This window comes from Desertivirga brevis (assembly GCF_017355835.1).
Genome location: NZ_JAFEWF010000004.1, coordinates 46999 through 72800, shown reverse-complemented (window position 1 = coordinate 72800; position 25802 = coordinate 46999). Strand labels below are relative to the sequence as shown.

The window sequence follows — 25802 nt, the reverse complement described above, 5'->3', positions numbered from 1 at the left end:
ATTTAAAAATTAACACTTAATCCAGCAGATATTGTCCTTAGCATAGGATAATCATAACCACTTGAGGTATATGGATCTTTATAAGGAAGAGGGTTTACAATTGTCCATAAGTTATTTCCTGTTGCAAGTAACCTAACATTACTCATGCCTAGTTTACTAGTAAATTTCGCAGGGACACGGTAACTTAAAGTCATGTTGTTAACTCGAATCATAGTTCCGTCAACAGCCCAGAAATCAGAGTTCTTCGCAATTGTCGGGTCATCAAATCTAGGATAGAACCCGTTTGGATTCTCAGGAGTCCAACGATCATTCCAAATGGAAAGTACATTTCTGGTCCTTGAAGGAGCATTACGTGCCCTGCTATCATAGAATACTTTTCCTCCCAATCGGGCGCTTAAGTTCGTACTCAGACTCAAAGACTTATAACTAAGATTTAAACTGATACCGGAAGAGAAGAACGAGTTAGTATTCTTATACAAGGGAACCATATCCAAATCAGATATAACCCCATCTCCATTTGTATCCTCGTAGTAGCTCCAACCAACTTCTGGAATTCTGTTATAAACCTTGTAGTTTGGATTGGCCTGTCTAAATGCTTCAGCTTCTTCCTCTGTTCTTAAAATGCCTTTATATCTTAATCCAAAATTTGAACCATTATATACTCTTGGATCAGTACCAACAAGTACAGGATCATCACCAACACGATTTTTATAAAGATCACCGGGAGTGTATATGGCTTTGTCAACAACCGAATTACCCCAGCCAAAATTTATATTAGTATTAAGGTTCAAATCCCGGGCTAATTTTGCTTTATAACCAACAGTAAACTCCGAGCCCCAGTTATAGTATTCTCTGTAATTCACCACTGGAGGTGTGAAGCCAGCATATAGCGGGTAAAGATTCGCTGCACCTCTGTCAAAGCCATCGTAAGTCTTATTCCGGAAGAATTCAACTCCTAAATCTACTTTGCTGTTAAGGAATGAAGCTTCGAAACCGGCATTAAAAGTTTTCTTTTTTTCCCAAGTAATTAAAGGATTTGGAAAACTTGAGGGATTTAAACCATTACCATTGTTAGCCGTGCCAAAAAGATACCCGTTAACTGCATCAACGGCATATCTTTCTTGCCATAATCTTGGATTGCTTGCATCTCCAACCCTATCATCTCCAGTGATACCATAGTTAACTTTGAATTTCAAGAAATTGATAAATGAGATATTATCCTTAAAAAAAGTCTCATTACTCGCAATCCATCCAAGACCTAAACTTGGAGATAATCCCCATCGGTTTCCACGTGCAAAGTTTGAGGATGCATCAATTCTCGCCACCCCTTCTACCAAGTACTTCTTGCTAAAATCATAGCTTAATCTACCGAAAAAAGAACGTTTTGTTGTTTCCATTATTGCTGAGCTTTCCCGTGTCAACGTGCTGGGGTTGAATGCCCACCAGTCTGATTTCTCAGGAATCAATTGGTTGGAAAACTTGACAGCGAGATTTTCCCAGTACGAAACTGTTTGCTCTCCACCCGCAGTTGCATCGATGGTATGAGCACCGAAAGTATTAGCGTACTTCAGCGTAAAAAATCCTTGATAACTGTTAGAACCTGAAAGGGTTGGTATCATAGTAGCAGCTTGTGGACTTACAATATCAACGAAAGGTGTAGTGGCTGGAACCTCATTGCTCCAGAACTGGTTGTTACTTCCTGTTCTTACAAAATTGTATAATCTATAAGGCGCATTGTACTGACGGTTATTAGTTTGATTACTACCTTGAGAAACTTGCAACCTTGCTGTAAGGCCTTTAAGAAAAGCTGGTTCATAGCTTAGGCTCGCATTTATCCGATAACCAGCACTTTTTCTATTATCAAAATACCCAGACTGAATTTGCCCTAATGGGTTTCTAAGATTATTAGCAACATGATTGACTGGTTTACCATCAATGCTAATAGGAATCCATTGGGGGGTTACAACTATAGATTCAAAAAAAGTAGCATCGTTGTCTGAAAAGTTGTGATTTGTAAGCTGAACACTGTGATCAACGTTGAATGCTACATCAGCCTTTAAACCTTTTAACATCGTAGCAACTAGTCCACTTCTAAACGAGTATCGATCAAATTGAGCACCAGCATAATTGGCATTCTCGTTTGAATAGCTACCTCCGGCAAAGAAGGTAACTTTATCACTTCCTCCGGAAATACTTAAATTATGCCTTTGCGTTAGTGAGGACTGCCATAATTCATCATACCAACTTTTGTGATTAAGTGTTTTAATATAATCCAAATCTGCTGGTGTAAAAAAATCAGATGCAGCCGCGTTACTTATTTTATACGTCTCATTTAACAAGGAAGCATGTTCGTAAGCTGAAAGCATCTCAGGCTTTCTGGATGCATCTGAAACACCCATATATCCGTTATAACTAACACCGATCTTTCCTGCTTTACCTCTTTTCGTAGTAATTAAGACAACCCCTTTAGCTCCTGATGCACCGTAAATTGCAGCTGAAGCATCTTTAAGGATGGTCATATTCTCGACCATTGAAGGATCAAGATTATCAAAGGCTGCTTTATCAACTGTTATACCATCGATGATATATAGAGGCTCGGCTGTAGCCCCAGCAACTGAGCCAGAGGCGGTTGCGTTTCGGACATTTAATGTTATCGAACTTCCCGGCCGACCGGAACTTTGACTAACTCCAACACCTGCAATTCTGCCTCTTAGGGCAGCAGCAACATTCGGAGCCGGAATATCTTGGATCTCTTCGCCTGAAATTGTTGCAACAGAACCAATTATTTCAGATTTCTTTTTTGTACCGTAACCCGTTACAACAACTGCATTCAACTCATTGGCTGATTCCTCCATGGTTACACTAACCGTAGTCTGACCGTTAACTCTAACTTCTTTACCTTTAAAACCTAAAAAGGTAAATACCAAGGTTTCATTACCGGTTGGAAGATTTAATCTAAAAACACCATTAATATCGGTCGTGGTACCAGTAGTAGTCCCCTTAATTTTTACAGTAACGCCTGGTAAAGGCTCACCCTTCGCGTCTTTTACAGTACCGGTAACGTTTACCCTGGCAGCCTCTTTTACCAGTGGCATCAATTTGTTGGTAGCAACATTATCGCTTGCGAAAGCTGAAGAGGACATTAGCAATGCCGCAAATAACGGTGCACATGCCATTCTTGACCTCCTACCCAAGTAATGCTGCGTTTGATGAAGTAAGTTCATAAATTATTGTTAGTTTATTACATTAAAAAATAAGTTCCCCTACCCACAACTAAATTGTGGAGGATTCAGGGTTTGAAACAATTGAAATCACATAAACGGGCGCTGGTTAAGCTGAGGAGTGTATAAGTAAATTCATATATATTATTGAAAGTGTTATTAAATCGGCTAGTAACTATTAAAAATTACTACTGAATTGCTAAAGAATTCAGATTTCAAAACTTGAGAAAATTTTAATTTGTTATTGGCTATTTGTTATATCTCAAATTTAACTTGTTGTAACAACTATTTTATATAGCATTTTCGCTTAAGATTATACGATCTTAACATTAGGCTAATTTGAGTTAGTTTGCTGTGCTTTTTGCGCTTTAATTCGTTCCTGCCATGCTTTTCCCTCCTTATTCATATCTATACCCGCTGCTGATAGGTAATTATTGATCTTGCCTTTATACTTTCCAAACCAAGCGTGTTTCTTTTCTGAAGATTCTGCGTCCATTGCACGTTCTCTTGCTTCTGTTAGCCATGCTAATATCTGCTTCTTTTGCTCCTCAGTTAAATTTGGCAACATCTCCTGATAGGCCTGGTAGGTATTAGGTAAAACATTATAGGTCAATCCGTTTTTCACACCTTCTATCTGTTGGGCATTTAGTTGTTTTGATAATTTTTTCAAGAAGAATTTATGGAGCTTTGCTAGCTTCTTATCAGCTTTTGCTTCAAGCTTCTTCACCTCCGCCGCTGCCTTTTCTTTATTGTCTTTATTAACTTGCTTCGCTTCCTTAATCTTAGCATTTCTTGCATCGTGAATCGTACTTAGATCAATGTACTGATCTGCTATTATTTCACGAACTTTACCAGCCTGTAGAGTATCTGTTAAGCCAAGGCCTTTAACGATCTTATCAGCGCGTCCTGTTACAACCTGTCTATATTCTTTTTCTGAAGGTTTGGTTTGTGAATACACAGAGCTAGCTGTGGCAGCAGTAAGCGCAAGGGATACTAAAAATGGTTTGATAGTCGATTTCATCTTAATCACTGATCCTTTGTTTAAATAATAGATCTATAAATGGTTTAATTTCCTGAACTAAATGAGATCTCAGAGTAATTGGTTAGTCCTTTTACTACTAAAGATCTCATTTGGTTATATCTTTTATACTAATTCTACGTCCCCGCAGAAATGCACTTCAAGCCCTAACTCTGCAAGAGCAGCTGCTTTAACGCGGCAAGCCTTGTGTGCAGAAGCCTCGTCATTTGCGTAAACAACGTGAATATGGTTTGCCTGATGTTGAGCCATTAGTTGGTCACGACTAACGCCTTTTAAAACAGCATGCATTATCGGCCATTGAGGCGTTGTTTCGTTCCAGCGACGTGTTGTCTCCTCTTCTGGTAATTGTACCGCCTCCCCTACTCCTAAATCACATTGTAGTTTGTTATCTTTAACGTAAACCCTGCTCCAAACAATATAACCTGGTCTACTTACTCCTTTTAAAGTGCCTCCACCTAGTCTGAAGTACATTGGCGGCTGTCTGTCACTACTTGCTCCTTTATAACCATCAATAAAATGTGCCGGAGGGGCGGCGCCAGATATAAGGAATACCCAAACGAAATCGCCGTTGTAATTCTCTCCCCAACGAATATCGTGAAGAGTGTTTTCTCCCGGTAATCCCAGCTTTTTCCAAAGGTGGTAGGTTACGAAAGCATCAATTCCAGCACACTCATCTACTTCATTAAAATGAGGCAAGGCATCGTTTGCATATAATTCGGTACCATTCTCTGAATAAACCGGAGGTCTATCCTGGTTATTCAATAGCCCTTCTACCAGGTCGCTAGCTACTGTAAGATCTTTTAAGCCTTGCTGGTATTGAATACCGATGGTTGAACAACCAAATTCGTCTGCTATTCTGGTAGCTGCGATGTACATTTTGCACTGCTCAAGCGTTTGTGCTTCTGTTAGCTCAGTAGCTTCATCAGAACCCCAGCTAAACTTCATTCCCTTTTGAACCAACCAGTCTAAAACAGCCTTCGCCTCTTCATCCTTTACGTTTCTCATTGCAGCGTAAAGGCCTGACTGACTTAGCCTCTCTTTAAAAATTCCGGTCTTATGAAGAAGCTCATCTGGTACGATAGCATTGTACATTCCCATACAACCTTCATCGAACACTCCCATTATTGCTTTATTCTGCTTTATCTCACGAGCAAACTCGCGACCTGCCTGCTCATCCTCAAAAGGGAGCTTTACCAGATCGTAGCTTTTAACATGACTCTTATCATGCTTTATCTTGCCCGTGCTAAACCACTCTTTTAAAGCGCTTTCAAAAAACTCATCGTTAAAATTCTCACTCCAAAGCGTGCTATATTCTACACCGGCTTTTGTTAAACAACCGTTCAGGTTAAGCATTCCAACAAGACCCGGCCACTGGCCGCTCCAGTTTGCTACCGTGAGGATTGGTCCTTGGTGAGTGGTTAATCCTGCCAAAACGTGGTGAGAATATTGCCAAACACTTTCAGCTACGATAAGAGGTTGGGTTGGATCTATGGAACGGAAAACTTCCATGCCCATTTTTTGAGAATCGATAAAGCCATGTTTTTTAACTTCATCGTAAGGATGTGCGCGTTTTACTTTCCAGCCTTGCTTTTCAATAGCAGCTGTTAATAATGCTTCCATTTCTGCCTGGGCAGCCCAACAACTTTGGTTAGCTGAAAGCCTTAAATCACCACTGGCAACAAGTAGAACTTCTTTCGTTTCTTTGTTCATAATTTCTTTTAAACTACTACCCTCTGTAACACTTTGGTTGCATTAGATCGTACAATAAACCGGTTGATTCTAAGTTTATAATTTTGCGTTGTTATCCTATTAACTTAACAAAGTTGCAGAAACGGCCGACCGGAAATCTGTTGTTTTTTATCAATTTAGTGTAGGATATTAGCATGAGTCAAATCATTTATATATATTTGAACTTGTAACCAGTAATTGCACACACATCTCGATTTTGTAATATCTTTTCATAGTCGTGTATTATTAGATTTTATCCAGTATGAAGCCTCTATTTCATAAAGTTCCAGTAAAACTTGAGAGTTCTTTCAGTATTCGTCATGATACAAAACCGAATTTTGGTAATATCTGGCATTACCACCCGGAACTTGAGTTACATTACATCATCCGTGGTGAAGGGGTTCGGTTTATCGGTGATAACATCAGCAACTTTTCGCCAGGCGAGATCGTTTTTTTGGGAGAAAATCTCCCACATACCTGGAGGTGCAAGGAGGAGTATTTCCAGAACAACCCGGAAATGGAGGTGGAAGCCATGGTTCTTCACTTCCTACCCGATTGCCTTGGTAAGTTCCTTTGGACTTTGCCCGAAGCCTACATGATCCCTAAGCTATATGAAAAGGCTAAAAGCGGATTAATAATTCAAGGTCCAGCAAAAGAAAAGATCATTCAACTGATGTACTCAGCGCTGGATGCCACTAATATGGACCGGATTATTATTCTCCTATCCATATTGAAGACATTAGCGGAGAGTGATGATCACAAAACTATTGTTAACGGTCAGAGTGCATTCTACCAGTCGAATGAATCTGATACGCTCAGACTAAATAAAGTTTGCAATTACACACTCGCTAATTACAAGAAGGATATCACGTTGGAAGAAATTGCCGCGATAAGTAATTTGAGCGTTACTTCCTTCTGCCGTTACTTCAAGCTAATGACCAAAAAGACTTATTACGATTTCTTAATCGAAATACGGATAAGCCATGCATGCAGGTCTTTGATTGAAGACAAGCTTCCAACAGAAGTAATTTGCTTCGATTGTGGCTTCAACAACGTATCAAACTTCTACCGGCACTTTAAAAAGGTTACAGGTATTACTCCGTTAGAGTACAAAAGAAAGTATTTGAATAAAGTTAAACATCACGCTGCGTAGTCAGATTCCATAATTTTTTTCAGAATTTCTATTTCGAGAAGGATGCCAATGGGATCAAGGGTATAGGAACCTTGTCTCCCCCATCTCACTGTCTTGTATCTGGGTTCTGTCTGGTTGTTAAAGTAAGTAAGTAAGTAAGGCAGGAAGGAGATAGCAGGGTGATAGGAATGACATATAACTATGGGTTCCCCTTTGCCAGGCCAATACTAAATTTCCCCTATGCGTCTCAAATAGATTTCTAGGAAAATTCTTCATAAGTAAAAGAGCAAAAAAAGCCCCCGAAAGTTCTACACTCGACGGGGGCTTTTCAATTTTTATTGACGGGGTAGCAATACTGTTATATAGCTACTTTTAGATCTAAATCATTCTGCAGACGGTTGTAATTTGAATACAGAAGTTCAATTTCATTAGTTATTGTTTGCGTGAAAGCACCAACTTTTCTGCGCGTAAAGGTTGAAATATTCAATCCTCTCTTTTGCAGGAAGTACTTGGAAACAATTGGATAAACATTATGCATTACATCCATATTCTCTATCAGGAAGTCCTGAACTCTTTGCACTTCATTGGTTAAACTGGCGTCATTGTAGTGGTCACATAACCATACGATCAACTCCGGAAAATAATTTCCCTGGATACAAGAAAGACCGGCAGATCCCGCTTTTAATGATTCAACTGCATGAACCATATAAGCATCGTATAGACCAAACTTATGCCCATCTGTAACAGCAAGTTTGTCTTTTATTTGATTTATGTCCAGACTCGTGTCTTTATGATAGATCACCCTTCCGGTTGATACGAAACTCTGCAACTGAGATGAAGACAACAATCTTTTATATGGAACAGGGCACTCGTAGAAACCAACAGGAACATTATCCGTTGCATTAAGCAGTTCAAAAACGCGGTCATTAAAGACTTCGTCAGACTCGTTCTCTGCTGCTAAAAGACTTGAAATCAAAATAACCGCTTCGGTACCCTGATCATTAACTTTTTTAACGAAATCCGCCTGCTCCGCAATAGGACCGCCGAAGGTTCCTGTGGCAACTACAGGGACTGCTCCGTCTACTACGTTTATAACATGCTTAATCGCGTCGATTCTTTCTTTGTCGGTCAGCTCAAACATCTCGCTTGAGAGACAGTTCGCGAATAATCCCTTCGCCCCTGCTCCTAAATATACCTCAGTAAGTCGGGTAAGCGTATCAAAATCAATACTTCCGTTATTATTAAAGGGCGTGAGCATCACCGGGATGAACCCTTTTTGTGAGTTTTCCATTCTTATTTATTATGCTAATATTTTACAATAGAGAGATTTAGCGGATATCAGTCTTTTAGAGTGAATTCCAATTTCATTCTGCCCTTTTCCGGATCCTGGTGAAGAATACACCGGCCAGGAAAATTGTCAGGGTTCCAATTACAATAATCATGTTCTTGTGAAGTGGATTTTTCAAATATCCATACTCCAAAGGGATACTGTTGGAGAAGGTCATCCAAATGATAACCAATATTCCGATAATTGTGGCTGTTAAAGCCTCGTGGTTTTTACTTTGTTTACTAATTATCCCGAGCAGGAACAATCCTAACATTCCTGCAGCAAAGATTCCCGAAAGTTCCCACCAAACATCCAGGATACTCTTGACACCAATCATCGCAATACCTGTTCCTAAGCCCAGAAATCCGAAAACTACGGTAGCGAGATGCAGCAGTCTAAGGTTCGCCTTTTCATCAAGGTCTTGTTTAAAATAACGTTTGTAAATATCCACTGAGAACACAGTAGCTGAAGCATTCATTCCAGAACTAATAGTGCTCATTGCCGCGGATAGAATTGCAGATACTATCAGACCGACCAAACCAGCAGGGATCTTAGTAACCATAAAATGAGGCATTATTTTATCGCCATAATCCGCGGCCTGCAAACCAGCAGCAATTGCAGCTACATCTGCCTTTGATGCTCCCAAACCTGCTCTTTCAACAGCAACTTGTTGTTTAATTAAATCAACCAATTCCGGATGTTGCTGGTAGTAAGCAAACAGACAAGAACCTATAACAAAAAACAGTAATGAAGCTGGAACATACAACCACACACACAGCCAGATTGACTTTGCAGCAGCTCCAGCCGATTCGGCTGTATGATACCTTTGAATGTAATTCTGGTCCATCCCGAAGTTATTCAGGTTGATAAAGAAACCGTAAAGAAGTATAACCCAGAAGGACGCTTCTGTAAAGTTCATTGAGAAACTGCCCAGGCTAAACTTATCATTTGCCTGTCCTATCTCGATAATTTTAGAAGCACCGCCTGGCATTTCTGTGATAATAAGATATAATATCAGGATTGCTCCGAAGGTTTTTATAACCCCTTGAACAACTTCCGTCCAGATCACTGCTTCTATACCACCCAGCACTGTATAGATAATAATTACAATACCCATTACAATCATGATCAATTGCATAGAGTATCCCGTAAGAGCTTGTAAGCTTAGTGCTATTCCAAAAAATATGGAACCCATCCGCGCAAGCTGAGTAAGCAAAAAGCATATAACAGCATAAGTTCTTGCCCACGGCCCAAAGCGATGCTCAAGGTGCGTATATGCAGAAATTTCACCGGTACTACGATAAAATGGAACGAAATATTTAGAGGCAACCCAGGCAGCTAAAGGCATTGATATACTGAACACAAACGCGTTCCAATTACCTCCAAACGCCTTCCCTGGAACTCCCAGGAACGTGTTACTGCTTAAGAATGTAGCATAAATAGACATCCCAATTGCCCAACCCGGAATAAGTCCCGATGCCTTCGTAAACTGTTCAGCATTCTTGTTCTTTCTTGAGAAGTAAATTCCTACCAATACCATCGCTACGAGGTACAGAAGTATAACTGCTAGATCGAAAATTGGCAGGCTTTTCATTGTTTAATACAATTCTTAACTGGCTAATTTAGTTAAACAAATATCAATTGTGAAGGATGCCCTTTTATATAGCATTTTTTCTATATACTATACGATATTATCTTAAGATTTTTTTACATCCAATGTTCCCTTCTCAGGACGAGACAGGATGATAGAAAATAGGATCCAAATAGGAACCAGCTTCGAGACAGGTTCGGGGCAGGTTCGGGAAAGCCCCTCAATTTTCCGAACAAAGTACCCCTTTGTCCCGAACAGTTCCCGAAGAAAGTACCAATCCTTCCGCAATTCGCCGCAAATGTCCGCAAATCACCGCAAAAAGCCGCAAGGGAGGTTTGCAGTCCTGGATATGCCCAAAATTGAAGTATTTTTGTATCATGCTTCGCAAATACGGGTAGTTGCAAGCAGAACCGGTTTTAGTTCTTTGACATGTGAATATTATTTAGCTCATCCACTCTAAACAGCACCATCTCCTTAATCAGGTCGTAAGGAATAGGTTTAGTCAGAGGAAATTGTATAGAGCCCTTCCCCACTTTATAGCTTTTCAGTTCTTCAGCAAAGGCAGTATTCCCTTCAGGAAGTGCATAAAACCCAATATGTTTTTTGAAAGCCGCAAAATGAACAAGTGATTTGTTAGCAAGCTTGAAAGTGGGGATTCCGTAGCTTATCGTCTCCGTTGCTTCGGGTACAACCATTTGAATACACTCTTGTATCTTCCTAAGAATACATTGAACTTCTTCACTAAAACAGTTAATATACTCTTCTACAGTTTCAGCTTTACGGTCCATAATTAGTGTTTAATGAAGATTAAAGATAAGTCTTTAATGAGATGTAGAATGAGGGGGAGATACGACTATTTCAGGGAGAAATGCGTCAACCGTTCCTATCGCTGCCTCCCGGGTGATATTTTATAAAGAGGGAGAATGAGTTACTTTTTATCAGGATCCTCCTCCAGCCAATGAATCGCTTTATCCTTGTCTTTAAGATCAAAGTACCTGATGCCTTTTTTCTTAACCGGTGAAGCGAGGCGTGCAGCCCAATGCTGCCATTCCTTCTCACCGACCATAGCTACCCGGTTAAAATTGATCCCGTGTAAAAGGTCAAATAAGCCGTTCTCTAAAAAACCAAGAGGTTCCCAGCCTTTAAACTCTTTCATTTCAAAATACAGGCGCACGGATCCGTACTTAGCAATTATCGCATTTATCAACTGCTTGTACAGTTGAAGATCTTCTGTGCTTAAAACATCGTTTACCCGCACAGCCAATAGATCTTGTTTAGTTTCTGGTAATTGACATAACATTAATAAACAAACAAGCCTGACTGAAATTGTTTTCCAATACAGCCAGGCCTGCCTTTAACTTCAAATATTATTGAACGTCTAACTGATCTACATATACACCTTCTGTGTCTACAGCAATCATTCTAACCTTATACGTTCCTGCATTGATCATAGTACCGGTGTTCGTAGTCACATAATTCCACTTACCCTCCTTAGTTGATGCCAATTCTATGGTTTCAGGCTTCTTCAACACAGTTCCATCTTGCGCTATCAGCTCAATCTGTGCCTTAAGCGTTTTTTGATAGGGGTTATGATACTTTACTGTTAAAGAATAAGTATCCCCTACGCCCGTATTAATGGTCCATTCAAGAACATCACCAACTGCTTTAGAGAACTTAGCCCGCTCTTTGCCAAGGAAATCAGCTTTACCAAGACCTGTACCTATAAATTTTGCTTCTGTAGCTTTATAAGAAATTGCTTTCTTTAGATCGTGGGCAGGTTCAAGCATAGTTGCTGGTAATACCGCCACAACTAAACACCCTGGTTTTTGCTGTGCATCCAGGGCTACAGTCTCCGCCTTTTTAAATCTTTTTCTGAATACATTATAGTTTCTGTCATTTTCGCCAGTGGTCGCTATTTGTGCACCTGTAGCCTCATAATCTTTCAACCAGGCGGGGGTTTGAACACCAGTGTCCCATCCAACAAAAACATCAGCTTCCTCGCCTACCTTGAATGTAAAGGCGTTACTTGCTTTGCTGCTTGTCTTGATCCACTCTGCGCCATACAAGTTGGATGGCAGAGATACAAAACGGGATTCAGTGTCGGCAAATATTTTATTGCCTGTATCCATCCAACCTTGTCCAACTGCGCTCTTATCAGATATATTTTGAATTACAGTTGCGGAAGCCGGAGCTGGCGTAGCAAACCGGTTTACGCTGGCAATCGCGATTGCTGAAAGTATAGCTTGACCGGATTTTACCTCCGGGAAGGATATAAGCAATTGGCCACCACTTACCTTTACTTTAACTGTCTTCTTAAGTGCTCCATCGTGCCCTGCTTCTTTCCAGATATCTAAATCATTCAATACAACATTTCCATTTATCGCTACATCAAAAAGGCGCATACCAGAACAATCCATTCCCTCTCCAGTACCCCACCACGGCTCCGTGAAATACAATTCGACAAAATACTCTCCATCCTTCACAGGGAACCCGAAGTTTAACTTTTCACGTCCATAACGGAAGTTCTGGAATAAAGGCCAATCCTTACTCCCTTTGATTGGGTCGTGTATCCTCCTCTGGCTTGCAAAGAAATCGGGAGTACCTGGAAAGTCTTTTGTCCATGACGTTGACCCCCAGGAGCTGGTATTTTTACGAGCCCTGTCAGCCATCCAAATATTTCCATTTTCATCTTTATAGTCAGCTCCACCGCAATTCACCCTGTATAGATAGTTAAATCCATTTTGAGGAGCAGTCAAAGATTTAGCATCTTTATAGAGCCTAGCGAAATTTGGCGAAGTTGGTAAATGATGAAGAACGATCATATCAGTTGCAACTTCCTTACCACCGACATATCCTTTGGCCTGGAGAACATTATACTTAATATCTACCCCATCCCATTGAAAATGGGTTCCAATTCCTCCTCGTTTTCTCCTGCCTAAAGAACTCTGGTCTACGTCATTAAATAGCTCAACTTCATCGCAATTTGAGTATATAATGATACTGTCTTTTTTTCCTGGCTTAGTCCACCGATCTGGCCATGTATGAGACACGATATACACCATGGGCTCGGTTGCTTTTGGTGCATAATTAGCTCTGAACATATAATAGACGTCCAGAGGTTCTTCCCAGGGAGTCATCAAACCCTTGTAGTTAACAGGGCCGATCCTGTCTAATTCTCGTAAACCTTCTCCTCCCTGTACCCGGCCAGGGTTATCATGAGAGTTCAATAGCCAGAAGAAATGTCCGGTTGTTTTATCCTTTGCCGATTCCGCGAGCTTGACTTTCATCTCCATTAATTGGGTCATCCGGTCCTCACTGAATATTCCGTTCTGAACAAAAGGTCCTTCTGTATGAAGATCAAGGGTACGCCAAGCACCATACTCGCCGATCAACACCTGGCGCTCTACGTCCTGGTCATAGATCTTCGGATCGCCGCCATAGGTACCAGTCCAGTTCTGCGGCACATCCCAGTCTGTTCCTTTGCCTCCGTTACAAGTGGTGACCAATCGTTGCGAAGATGCGGTAGGATCTAGCTTGCGGATTAGTTCTGTGCATTCACGCGCAAAATCTTCTGGTAAAGTACTTTCATTTTCCAATCCCCATAAAACGATAGAAGGGCTATTACGGCGTTCCTTCACCCAGTCTATCAAGAGGTCCTTAAAATTTTTACGGAAAGCAGGGGTATCGTACCAAACGTGGGCGGCCATTTGGGTCCACCACAGAATCCCCATTTTATCCCAATATTCATGGTACCTTAAGTTATGAGGTTGGTGAGCATCCCTGAAAGCATTGAAGCCTGCGCTTTTAATTTGCATAACGCGACTCTTTACCTGTTCTGTAGTAAAGGCATGGCTATTACCTATTAAATGTTCGTACTCTGCAATTCCGTTAATAAACACCGGCTTCCCGTTCAGGAAAAATTGCTTTTGATCCTTCTTTCCAATCGGCCAGCTGATCCAGCGTATACCGTAAGGCGTGCTCTGCTCATCAAGCAGTTTACCTTTTTCGTAGATACGGGTAACGATAGTATATAAATAAGGGTTCTCAATAGACCAAAGAGTTACATCTCTAAGCTGTGTCTGATCACTAACCGTTAGTGTTTTTCCAGCTTCTACAGAATAAGCCGTTCCTTCTTCGAATATCGTTTTTCCATTCTTGTTGAGAATTCCAGTGCTAACTGTTAAGGTTCTTTTCCTACTGCTGTAGTTCTTAATCTCGCTGGAGAAATTAATCTTTGCCGACTTCTCGGTTACGGTTGTATCATTCCAGGCATGAATACCAAAAGGTTCAATGCGTACATCATTGGTTACAATAAGATGTACGGGCCTGAATATACCCATAGGCTGAGAACCTTCAGAAAATCCCCTTTCAGCAGAGCATCCACCACAAACCCAGGGAAGGTCCTGAATGTTTGCAGGATGGTCAGCCCGAACAGCCAGAAGATTTGGTTTATTATCTGTTAAGATCGTATTTGTTACATCAATGGTAAACGTGGTTCTTCCACCTGGATGATAGCCTACTTTTTTCCCGTTGAGGAACACTGTCGCATAGGAACCCACGCCTTCAAAAAACAGAAAAAACCTCTTACCATCTTTTGCTTTTTGCAGCTTAAAGTTTTTACGATACCAGGCATAGCCATGGCGGTTACCGTGCATCAACCTTCTGTAGCCATGATACTGGTCCCAGTTATGGGGCACATTAACCTGCTTCCAGTTCGTTGTTTTATATCCGGCTCTCTCAAAACCATTATGCGCAGCCTGATTCTTATCATGAGCTGTAGTAAGCCAGTTATTATCAAGAGATATATCGATACGAGTTTGAGAAAATGTAGCAGAGAAAAGAAAAATAAAAAGTATCGTAAGTGTGTATCTTGTATTGCTCATTGTTTTACCTTGATCTCAAATTCCCATTGAAAGTATACTTCTTCCCTTTTTTCGTTTTAAAGCTAATTTCTTTTGAACCGTATTTCAGTGTACAGTTATTACCAACAGCAGAAATCACTTGAACATTGCGCAGCTTACCATCTTTCCAGTCGAAAGATAATTCAAAGCCTCCCCGAGCTTTTATACCTTTTACACTTCCCTCTTGCAAGTCTGACGGAAGGGCGGGTAAAAGTTCAATATATCCTTCATGGGTTTGAACTAACATTTCCGCAATTCCTGCAGGCGCACCAAAATTTCCATCTATCTGGAAAGGTGGGTGAGCGTCGAACAAATTGGTATAAGATCCTGCGTTACCCTTTGCCGGCCTTAATAGCAATTTGACCATGTCCATGGCATGATCACCGTCCTTAAAGCGAGCCCAGAAATTTATCTTCCATGCAAGGCTCCAGCCTGTAGCTTCATCCCCCCTATAAATAAGAGATTGCCGAGCGGCCTTCATTACTTCAGGGCTCTTCTTCCATGTAATATCATCACCGGGATGAACTCCCCAGAGGTGCGAAACATGACGGTGCTTGTTTGTTGTATCATCTTTGTCTTCTAACCATTCTTGAAGCTGACCGTATTTACCGATCTGATTCGGAGCAATTTGTGGAAGTTTAGTTTGAAGATTGCTGACAAACTCAGCATCTACATTCAAAACTTTTGCAGCTTCAATAGTATTTCTGAAAAGTGTTCGTATGATCTGATGGTCCATTGCCGGTCCAGCAACAAGGCCACCATTTTCCGGAGAGTTTGATGGTGTGCTGATCAACCAGCCTGTTTTAGGATCCTTAACCAGAAAATCTACGAAGAAGGATGCAGCAGATTTCATAATAGGATACGCTTCATTGCGCAGGAATTCTTTATCCTGTGTGTACAAATAATGCTCCCACAGGTGCTGACTAAGCCAACCTCCGCCGCCTACCCAAATACCGTGGGTTGACGAATTAATTGGCGCTGTTCCTCTCCAGATATCTGTGTTATGGTGAACCAGCCATCCTGCAGCATTATAATATTGCTTCGCTGTTTCTTTGCCGGCCTCTGCCAGATCTTTTATCATGGAGAAGAGCGACTGGTGCATCGGTGAAAGATTAAGCACTTCCGCTGGCCAATAATTCATCTCGGCATTAATATTTGTAGTGTACTTACTTCCCCATGGCGGAGACAGTAGGTCGTTCCAAATTCCCTGTAGGTTTGCTGGCCTGGTACCGGGACGAGAACTTGAGATTAACAAGTACCGTCCGTACTGCATATATAATGCTACGAAGGAAGGATCTTTTACATTGGCGAAGCGCACAAGACGCTCATCAGTCGGCAGATCAGCATTATCACTACCACCAAAATTAACCGAGAAAGTATTGTAATACTGTTGATATTCTTTTATGTGATCATTTCGAACTTTATCATATGAAAGCCCTTTCAAGTTATCTAAATCACTCTGTGCCTTTGCAACTGCATTGCCGGATACGTCTTTGTAATTAACGTAATTCGTGGCTGCAGTAAGGTATAAAGTTGCTTCGTCTGCGTTTACAACAGTGATTCCTTTGTCGCTTGCACTAACCTTTCCATTCTTTGCCTCTATCCTTAGGAAACTTTCTCCACGCAACACTCCGTTTCTAACCTGAAGTGATAGCGCAAAAGTATGATCATCAACTTTCCTTACTGAATATTTCTTATGCGGCGTTCCCAGAATTGCCTCAAAACTTATATTGCCAGCTTTGTTTGCATGCAAGTGAACAACAAGAGCTTGCTGTGGCTGACTTACAAAATATTCCCTAACGAAGTCTATCCCATTTACCGTATAACTTGTTTTAGAGATAGCTGTACTAAGGTCAAGTTCCCTGCGATAATTAGTTGCAGCTCCCGTGTTCGAAAAATTAAGGAAAAGATCACCAAAGGGTTGATAATCCGCCTGATATTTCCCCACAGCCGGTGGCTCCTCATTCTGGATCTTGTATTTCCAGAGACCGTTCAATGAAACTCCCTTTGAAGCTTCAGTTCCTTCGGGATAAACAGCTATATGTCGCGTAGTATCTTTGTAGCCTGCAATTCCTCCCTTATCTGTATAGTTAAGAACCTGGATTGAAATGACGTTTTTTCCTGGCTTCAACACACCTTTGGGAATAATGTACTTCCTTCCCTCAGTACTGCTGGTATGACCTACCTGCGTGCCATTTACAAACGTAAAATCCTCATCGCGGATCCGGTTCAGATCAAGGACAATATTCTTTCCCGTCCATTTAGCAGGCAGATTAAAGGAAGTGCGAAACCACACAGCTCCATCCATTCCTTCCCAACCGGCACTCTCCCATCCTTCGTAGGTTGGCACAGGGAAGGTTTTCCAATTACTATCGTTGTAATCTGCCAGTGCAGGGTTACCATCAAGCCCTTTTAAAGAACGCATATCATTGAACCAGGCTTCGCGCTTTCCCTCGTTGCTTTTCAATCCCATAAACTGCTCCTCGGCAAGTTTCTCGGCATCCTTCTGCTTTCCTTCTGCCAGCAACTGACGGATCTGCGGGAGGTACTGGTAAGCAGCCTGTCGGTTGTAATTCCTGGGCTCCCCACTCCAAAGTGTTTCTTCGTTAAATTGTATACGATCTTTTTCCAGACCTCCAAACACCATTCCTCCGATCCTTCCGTTGCCTATTGCAAGAGCATCTGTCCATTTTACAGCAGGTTGCTTGTACCATAATGTATAGTTATCCTGCCCAAAAACAAAAGAACTGCTGGTTAAAAAAACAGCAGTTACTAGTTGGGTTATCTTTTTTGTTAATTGTTGCAAAACCACTTTTCTATTTGGCTAAGTTTAAGCTTATATTTTCAGTAACGGTTTTATCCTTTTCTACGGGAGTTTTTACGTTCCTGAAATTGTTTCCGTTTAAAGTTATGCCTGAGGTCTTCTCACCCTTTAACTTCAAATATATATCTGTGCCTGTTACTGGGAAAGCATTATAGACGAAAGCATCCTTTACATTGGTGAAATCAAGGATAGGTGTATTAGCAAGCGGCTTAAACGCTTTAATACCATTAGTAATCAGGTAGCTTACATTTTCAGCTTTGATTACTGGTCCTTGCTGAGTGCTTACCTCCACGTTATGAAATTCAATGTGCCGGGATTGTTTAATAACAAAGCCCGTCTTTGCCTGCATATTTATATCATTGAACGTTATATTTTCAATAGGCATCTCCTCCAGTCCATTCAAATATCCTGCTTCGTTTGTTTCTGCAGTTATATTACTAAAGTGAATATTTCTGAAAGCAGGGGTACGCTCAGATACAGGCTCTACTTCTGTCTTTGCGTACTGCAGATCCATAACGATTGCCTGATCTTTAATATTCTTCATGATAATATTATCTACCCGGATATCTTCAACAACACCACCTCTTCCTCTTGCAGATTTAATGCGGATACCGCGATCTGTTCCGTCGAAAATACAGTTGGATATGGTAATCTTTTTCACACCACCAGACATCTCACTTCCGATCACAACACCTCCATGACCGGAAAGCATTGTACAATTTGTAATCGTATAATTTTGAGCAGGAACATTCATAGCTCTACCTGGCTTGTCTTTACCAGACTTGATGGTAATACAGTCGTCCCCTACGCTTATGTGACAGTTGGAAATGTGTACGTTGTTACAAGACTCCGGGTTAATACCGTCTGTGTTTGGAGAATGAGGGTTATTAATTGTCACACCGTTTATAGTAACATTCTCACAAAACTCAGGATTAACTGTCCAGAATGGAGAATTACGGATGCTGATACCCTCTATTTGAACGTTCTTACAGTACATTGGCTGGATAAAAGGAGGACGTAAAAAACCTCTTTTCATCTGCTTTGGCTCGTCAGGTAACAGGATGTCCTTGTTGTTCTCGTCAAAGATCTTTTGCCATTTAGAACGAGGTTGTCCTTCTTTATAGCCTTCAACAAAATCCCACCACTTTTTACCATGACCATCAATTATTCCTCTTCCCTTAATTGCAATATTCTCGGCCTTGTAGGCATAGAACAAGGGTGAAAAGCTTGTCACATCTACCCCTTCATACCGGCTCTTCACCATTGTTAGATATTCGTCGAAGTTATCGCTGAAATGAAGCTCAGCTCCGGCATCAATAAAAATGGTGATATTACTCTTCAAATGAATAGGGCCGGTAAGATACTTTCCCGCAGGAAAATACACTGTACCACCTCCAGCTTTTGAAGCAGTCTCAATAGCCTTTTTTATGGCCTGCGTTGCTATTTTAGAACTATCATTTTTAGCTCCATATTTCAGAACATTGTATGTTTCTTGTGCTATTGTATTTGCTGACAGGGAACAAAGAGTAATTACTGCCCAGAAGAATATTTTTTTCATGTACCGTTTAACGCTAATTAGATTTTCGCTTTAATTTTTTCAAGTTGATTGCTTTTTGCGATTTCTTTTCCATCGGCAAAAACTCTGAATCCTTTACCTTTTCCATATTTTTCTCCTGTTTTATCCCATAGGATAGTCAGGATCTTTCCGTGATAAAGAACTTTGTCAAGACAGAACCAATCCCACTGGTTTTGAGGCAGCAAAGGATTAATTTCTAATTTGTTATCAGGACGTGGCTTTAAACCAACTAAGTCACTGATGATAATATCGGCAAAGGTTGAGTGATTGTAGAACTTACTTCTGGGATTATCTCCTTTCAACCATTCTCCGGTTTTCTCATCCTGATACTCTCCCAGGTATATCTTTCCGTTCATCTGATGCGACATCGCGTATTTATGGACCTCATTGTAAAACACCTGCTTGCTCATGCCATCCTGATTCTTGTAATAGTTAAGCAGGTTCGACAAGCCTTTCAATGTCTGACTGGTAGCGAAAGGCCACACAGCACCATCCCACTCGCAACCGTGTCCGGAGCCGTGGGTACGGAACAAAGGATGACGTCTTTCGGCTGTTGTAATACCCCATGGCGCATTAAAACCTGCCGGATCAGTAAGAGACTTCCATTGATTTGCATATTTCGCTTTATCCTTTGGTAGATTAAAATACCACGGGATAAACCCTATTGCCTCGCGCGCATCGCATAAGCCACCTTTTTCGTATTGAACTTTATAGAAGGAAGCCGTATCATCCCAAAGTTTATCGTTTACAAAATCCCTGAGGAAAGCTGCTTTTTTATCATATTTTCTTTTTAAGGTATCATTGTTACATAAAGCAGCCATAGCCGAAAGAGCTTTCGCGTTACCGTACATATAACTGTTTATAGTAGGTCGAACGTTCTTCTCCTTTCTACCTCCACTGATAGATTCCTCCATCGCATCACGCACATCATATTGCCAGAACGTGTTATCAGGATTCATCTTCTCCAATTCCCATTTGCGATAATCAGCGTTAAGCGTAAGGAGGTTCTTTTCAATAAATGCTTTGTCTTTATTTACGAGATAACGATTGTATACAGCGTCGTCAATCCAGCTGCTAAAAGCATGAAACCGTTGAACTTTCCAGGCCGGATCAACATATAACCAGAAATTAATGTAGTCGTTGATGTACTGTTGATTTAATAACCAGCGACCTTCATAGATATGATGCCCCAAGCCACTGCTTATAGCATTATGTTTTCCGGCATGGTTAGCCTTTGTAATAAATTCAGTAAAAATAAATCCGTCAGGAGTTTGCTTAAGATGTTTACGAACCGACCACCAGCGATAATAATAAACCTTCTGAATGGCAGAATCAGGACAATCAAATAATGGAATATTTTGAGAAAGCCATTCCAGCGATTGTGCATTAGGTACGTAGTTTTTTACTGCTTCATCATCAATGGAGTTGAAGTAGTTAACGTACTTACTTAGTTTTTCAGTGGTTAAAATATGAGCTTTTTGCGCCGAGAGTACCCCCGCGTTCAGCATCAGCAAAAAAGCTATAAGAATCCGTTTCATTTAAAACTTAATTTTCAATTTGAAATTTTGATCTGCACCATCGGTGCTACACATATCTTCCCGGCTGTCTTACTGTTCCCAAGGTGGAACCTTTAACGACAGACGGTGTTGGTAACGTCTGCTTGCCAGGCTCTCCTACTCGAACAACCAGTCGATCTCCTTTCCGTGGGCTCCCAAGCCAGCGTTATAGACCTGGATCTGCTGGTTACCATTAACAAAACCAAGTACAAGCAAACCGCCCTTAGGTAAGTTCAACGTGTGTGTTCCTGGTTTGAAAGAGTAGGAATGAATATTAACGTAAGGCATACCTTCAACCACTATAGCATTTGATATTTTAATTTCACCCTGGCCATAGTCATCCGCACTTGCATCGATCTCCAATTGAGGAGCGGCTGCATAAGCATTATCAACCTTATTAAAGTAGCCAACCAAAAGCTTCACAGGTTTTGCAGTAGAAAATTTAAGACTGGTTCCTTGAGACAGCTGTTTTGCTGTGGATAGTTTTATGCCTTTAAGTCCTGCAATTTCAACAGCCTGATCTTTAATTTTTAGGGTTGTATCAGAAAATACAGACTGCCCTGCCGCTACGGTATAAAAACCTTCTGCACCTTCGATAATTTTAACATCTGCATTTTTGAAAGCAGTTTTCTTAGTAGCTATACCTTTTTTCGGGTTTTTCAACGAATCAATACTGTGCTTGAAATTGTCAAGCTCTTTTTGGAATACAGGAAGCATTTCGTACCAATTCTTATAAGTAGCATCAACACCGCGCATTGGAATCTTGCGCTGCTGCGTTTGCATGCTATTAGCGTACAAATATGCATCCTTTGTATACTTCACCAAATTAGCATAATGCTTCACACTACTCTCCAAATAAGGAAGAGCTTTTTCTAAATCAGCAACATTTTCAGAATACTTATACCGCAAAACAGCAACCGCTGCTTTAGCCTTTTCCGAGTAAAAATTAGCCATGGCATTATAGCAATACATGTCATTCTTTAAACGGTTAAATTCCTCTTTATTTTGTGTGACACCAGAGGATGCCTTTTCTATAGCTTCTACCGCCTTCCGACCGTGAACAACTACTTCTTCAGCAATTTGAATAGGAGTCTCACCAATGTGCTTCTCTTTCTTCCATTCCTTTTCAGCATAATCGATGATCTTCTCTCCTTCTGGCGCCTCAGCTTCATATAATAGAGTAAATAAGCCGTAGCGGAAAGGATTGATTAACTGAGTCATCAGCATACCAAGGGTAAGGGTTTGACGATTTCCATCAGTTATCCCATATCGTCTAAGAAGTTTAGGAGATATTTCTCCAGATTGTTCGTAAGCTTCAAGGATCTGGCGGGCACTTTCTTTATTGGAACCAAAGGTATTAGCTAAGCTGCCTGTCCAATAATTGATTTCCTCCGCTCTGTTCCTGTCAGCTTTCCAGGCATATCTAGCCCAGGTTTTATACCACATCCAGTCTCGGTCAATTTGTAATTGCCTTTCACCACTTACCTTATCTGCAGTATAAGGCCAATCCCAGTATGAAGCCTGTGGATACAGATGAAGCCCATTGCCTTCCATTATTTTATGCATTCCCTGAACTGACCTTTGAATAAAATCAGGTGAGCTATAACGAAAAGGCTCAAGGTTAGCAAGAATGTGAACATTTTCAATTTGCACCGTTCCTATACGGGCAAGAGTTCTGTGTAGATCAGCCCAAGCTCCTCTTGGTTCAGGAGTTGTTAAAGCTTCACCGTTAAATTTCGCCTCTGTATAGAGGTTTTTATACAATGGCAGAGCTGCCTTCATAACAGAAGGAGCGTCTGTATCGTGAGCACGTAACACTATAGGTGGTTCTTCTGTCTTTCCCAGAGCTTTCAAGCCATCCTTTACTCCCGGAATAATGGTTTTTGTGAACCACTCAGTATCGTCTTTACCAACCCCTTCCATCGCTTCTCCAAGGCATACCATCAAACCTACATTTGGATACTTCTCAACGAAAGCTGCAATTGATTTACGGGTGTAATCTGATAGCAGAGGAGTAATAGGACGATTTCTATCCTGTGTTTTTATATTATGCTTTTCGGCAAAAGGCTTAGAAACGATAATATTATAGAACATCTGGATCACCCAAATGCCACGCTTGTCAGCTTCCTCTGCAAGGAATTTGAACATCTCTTCATTCTTTCTGAACGTAGCATCATCAACTTCAACAGCATAAGGATAATCGTTCAATCTTACCAGAGAGGCGAATGGATGCCCGTTCCAGAGATAAAGAGAATTATAACGGTTTTCCACCATCATATCCAGGTACTTAACCCAATGTTCCTTATCGTAGAACCATGGGAAAGTTTCAGGAGTGTACGGGTATTCGTAAACAGTTCTGCCCGGAAGGTAATAAGTCTTTTGTACCCCAATACAAGTTCCTCTTAGAACCATCTCCGGTTTATCTGTTATGTTTATTCCAGAAGGTAAAGCTCTAGCGTCTTTAATACGCTCTGATAACTCTATGCAGCCGTACAGAGCACCTGATGCATCAGCACCGGCAACAACTATATTCTTCCCTGAGGCGATGGTAAAACCTTCCTTGCCTGGATTGCCTAATGAAAGTCGACCTTCAGCAACTGCCTTGTCAACCAATGGACTTCCTTTTAATCCAACTACAATAAGCTGCCCTTTTGGAAGTTTCGACTGCTCTGCAATAGTTACACTGTATCCCACCGCTTTGAGACTTTTGCTTAACCGTTCAGCACCAAACCTAATCCGGTTGTTACTTTGCGGTGCAATGACGATCCTCAGCTCCTTTGTTGCCCCTTCTGCCTTCAATTCAGACAGGCCGAAAAGCAAAGAAGATAGAATTGTAAGAAAGAAAATAATTTTTTTCATCTACCCTTTGTGTGTGTGTGTTTAATATGAGGTATTGGCACTATTGGTTAGAATAGTTCTCAAAATTAGCTAATACGCCCCGCGGGGGCTTGTAAGATTTTCTCTAGGTATTGTACGATCTTAGCGCTGCCTGCAAATAAAAAGTTACAAAGTGAACAATTTTAAATAGAGAACGGGAAGATTTCTCTTCCCGTTCAACCAATTTAATGTAACAAACTAACAAAGAACTTTTAATTGTAGCCGAAGTTCTGTCCGAATTCGGCGCCGTTAGTCAGAGCATTCAACTCTTCCTGTCGGATTGGCCTTAATCTGTGGAACCCAGCAACATCCTTGATATCCGGATTACGGGTTTTGATGAATGTAGCAAAATCTTCACCTTTATTACCGAATTTGACCCGCTTTAAATCAAACCACCGCATATATTCACCGCAAAATTCTCTTGCTCTTTCTTCTAGAATAAAATCAATGCCCCCGGTTTGAAGCTGTCCCGCATTTACTTGCATTTCGCTTACCTTCCCTGGCAAAGCAGCTCTTGTTCTAAGAACATTTATAAAAGAGGCTGCTTCGTTATAGCGACCGAGTTGAAACTCAGCTTCAGCAGCAATCATATACATCTCAGCAAAACGCATTACTATAATATCCCTTGTACCTACTCGGGAAGTTGGATTATCTCTAAATGGATCCATGAACTTCTTAAAATTAACAAAATCCCTCGTTCCATCCTTAATTGTTCCATTCGGATTGTAGATACTGTCTCTATCTATTACAACATAAGGTCTTCGAGCCTCATTTGTGATACTCTTTTTTGTAATGAGTAGAGCGGTATCAACGCCCGATCTCATTACGGTTCCTGTTAAAGAAGGATCTTTTCTGAACTTGGTAATATTTGCTGGAGTCCAGGTGAAGTTAGTTGGAACATTATTATTAGATACTGTATTTGCTACCCATACTTCCTGAAAAGACGCTGCATATCGAGCATCTATAGACTCATTAAAATAGTCCAGAAGAGCTCTAGTTGGCATTAATCTCCTTTCACTATCAAACCCATATGTTAAGCTGTACTGTAATCCAGGTTTAAACTCACCTGTATATGGAGACTGAAATGTCATAAAGACGCGGTTGGGAGTTGCTTCTAGATTTAGACCTATATTTGAAGCAATACTAACTGTGTACATAGCTTCTTTATTTCCATTTGTACCAGACTTATTATTGGCAGGATTCCATAATTCTCCAGGTGTAGCCCACAGGTCAACACCAAATTGTGTTTTATTGGTAATAACCTCTTGGGCAACATCTCTTGCTCGTGTGAAATATGAGTCTGCTTCTGTCTTATTCCCCGCGTCTAATGAATAGTAAGCTCTAGACAACAAAGCGCGTGCAAGGAAGCCGTAGGCGGATTTTTTACTTGCTCTGCTATATTCTGCGCCCCATTCTCTTTGATGAGGGAGATTGATAGTGGCAAATTCAAGATCGGAGATTATAAGTTTATAAAAGTCATCTATAGAACTTCTAGTAGCTGTTAATTCTGGCTGCTTTGTCTCCGTAGTGCGTAACATTACGCCTCCCCAGGTTTCAACAATATGCCAATAATAAAATGCCCTTAGAAATCTTAGTTCAGCCTCACGTCTGTTTTTTTCAGTTTCATTAGTGAAACCCGCCTCGTTAATTCTGGAAATTCCAGCATTACAAAGGTTAATTCCCTTCCAAAGATTGGTCCACGTTGCCCTATTTGGATTTCCAGCAAGAGGGGTTAGACCTACATACCTCGTTAACTGCTGAGCATACGTATTTTTCTCCCTGTTAAACCAAAGGTCAGTTCCTGATTCCCCCATAAAAATACCGTCTTCCTTTCCATACCAGTTTCTCTGGTCAGAATAAGCCGCATTTACGAGTGTAACAAAACCTTGCGGAGTATTCCAAACAGCATCTGCAGTTGCACCAGACGGGTTGTATTCGTCCAGCTTCCTGCAGGAGGACCCTGCTGAGATTATTATTAGTCCCGCACAGGCTATATATATATTTTTTAATGCTTTCATAATTATTTTTCC

14 protein-coding genes are annotated in these 25802 nt (G+C 40.9%); 1 reads left to right on the top strand and 13 read right to left on the bottom strand.

Features of this window, described 5'->3' with window-relative positions:
- Positions 1-2: 2 nt before the first annotated feature.
- From J4N25_RS12360 to J4N25_RS12350, 3 genes are all read right to left on the bottom strand, one after another.
- Positions 3-3224 (bottom strand): SusC/RagA family TonB-linked outer membrane protein, encoded by a 3222-nt coding sequence (locus J4N25_RS12360; RefSeq protein WP_242695887.1) that lies wholly within the window; start codon positions 3222-3224, stop codon positions 3-5.
- 331 nt (positions 3225-3555) lie between these two features.
- Positions 3556-4242 carry a DUF3826 domain-containing protein gene (locus J4N25_RS12355; RefSeq protein WP_207422523.1) on the bottom strand — a complete coding sequence of 229 codons (687 nt, stop codon included), beginning with the start codon at positions 4240-4242 and terminating at the stop codon, positions 3556-3558.
- Positions 4243-4365: 123 nt separating this feature from the next.
- A complete protein-coding gene (locus J4N25_RS12350) occupies positions 4366-5970 on the bottom strand; it encodes a fucose isomerase (RefSeq protein ID WP_207422522.1) in 1605 nt (534 codons plus the stop codon).
- A gap of 280 nt (positions 5971-6250) precedes the next feature.
- Here J4N25_RS12350 and J4N25_RS12345 point away from each other — a divergent pair, with 280 nt between their 5' ends.
- A complete protein-coding gene (locus tag J4N25_RS12345; RefSeq protein WP_207422521.1) occupies positions 6251-7141 on the top strand; it encodes an AraC family transcriptional regulator in 891 nt (296 codons plus the stop codon).
- 337 nt (positions 7142-7478) lie between these two features.
- Here J4N25_RS12345 and J4N25_RS12340 read toward each other — a convergent pair whose 3' ends face one another.
- From J4N25_RS12340 to J4N25_RS12295, 10 genes are all read right to left on the bottom strand, one after another.
- Complete coding sequence (locus J4N25_RS12340) at positions 7479-8411, bottom strand: dihydrodipicolinate synthase family protein (RefSeq protein WP_207422520.1); 933 nt, start codon at positions 8409-8411, stop codon at positions 7479-7481.
- A gap of 73 nt (positions 8412-8484) precedes the next feature.
- Positions 8485-10041: a sodium:solute symporter family protein gene (locus J4N25_RS12335; protein ID WP_207422519.1), complete on the bottom strand. Its 1557-nt coding sequence runs from the start codon at positions 10039-10041 to the stop codon at positions 8485-8487.
- Positions 10042-10454: 413 nt separating this feature from the next.
- Complete coding sequence (locus tag J4N25_RS12330; protein WP_207422518.1) at positions 10455-10826, bottom strand: iron chaperone; 372 nt, start codon at positions 10824-10826, stop codon at positions 10455-10457.
- 140 nt (positions 10827-10966) lie between these two features.
- Entirely contained in the window at positions 10967-11338 is a 372-nt protein-coding gene (locus tag J4N25_RS12325; RefSeq protein WP_207422517.1) for a SpoIIAA family protein, read from the bottom strand.
- Between the two features lie 67 nt (positions 11339-11405).
- Positions 11406-14921 carry a malectin domain-containing carbohydrate-binding protein gene (locus J4N25_RS12320; protein WP_207422516.1) on the bottom strand — a complete coding sequence of 1172 codons (3516 nt, stop codon included), beginning with the start codon at positions 14919-14921 and terminating at the stop codon, positions 11406-11408.
- Between the two features lie 4 nt (positions 14922-14925).
- On the bottom strand, positions 14926-17751 hold the full coding sequence (locus J4N25_RS12315; protein ID WP_439648756.1) for a glycoside hydrolase family 95 protein: 2826 nt from the start codon (positions 17749-17751) through the stop codon (positions 14926-14928).
- Positions 17752-17755: 4 nt separating this feature from the next.
- Entirely contained in the window at positions 17756-19321 is a 1566-nt protein-coding gene (locus J4N25_RS12310) for a glycoside hydrolase family 28 protein (protein ID WP_207422514.1), read from the bottom strand.
- Between the two features lie 17 nt (positions 19322-19338).
- Positions 19339-20877, bottom strand: a complete 1539-nt coding sequence (locus J4N25_RS12305; protein ID WP_207422513.1) for an MGH1-like glycoside hydrolase domain-containing protein — start codon at positions 20875-20877, stop codon at positions 19339-19341.
- A gap of 135 nt (positions 20878-21012) precedes the next feature.
- Positions 21013-23754, bottom strand: a complete 2742-nt coding sequence (locus tag J4N25_RS12300) for an alpha-d-galacturonidase (protein ID WP_207422512.1) — start codon at positions 23752-23754, stop codon at positions 21013-21015.
- 230 nt (positions 23755-23984) lie between these two features.
- Complete coding sequence (locus J4N25_RS12295; RefSeq protein ID WP_207422511.1) at positions 23985-25790, bottom strand: RagB/SusD family nutrient uptake outer membrane protein; 1806 nt, start codon at positions 25788-25790, stop codon at positions 23985-23987.
- Positions 25791-25802: the final 12 nt, after the last annotated feature.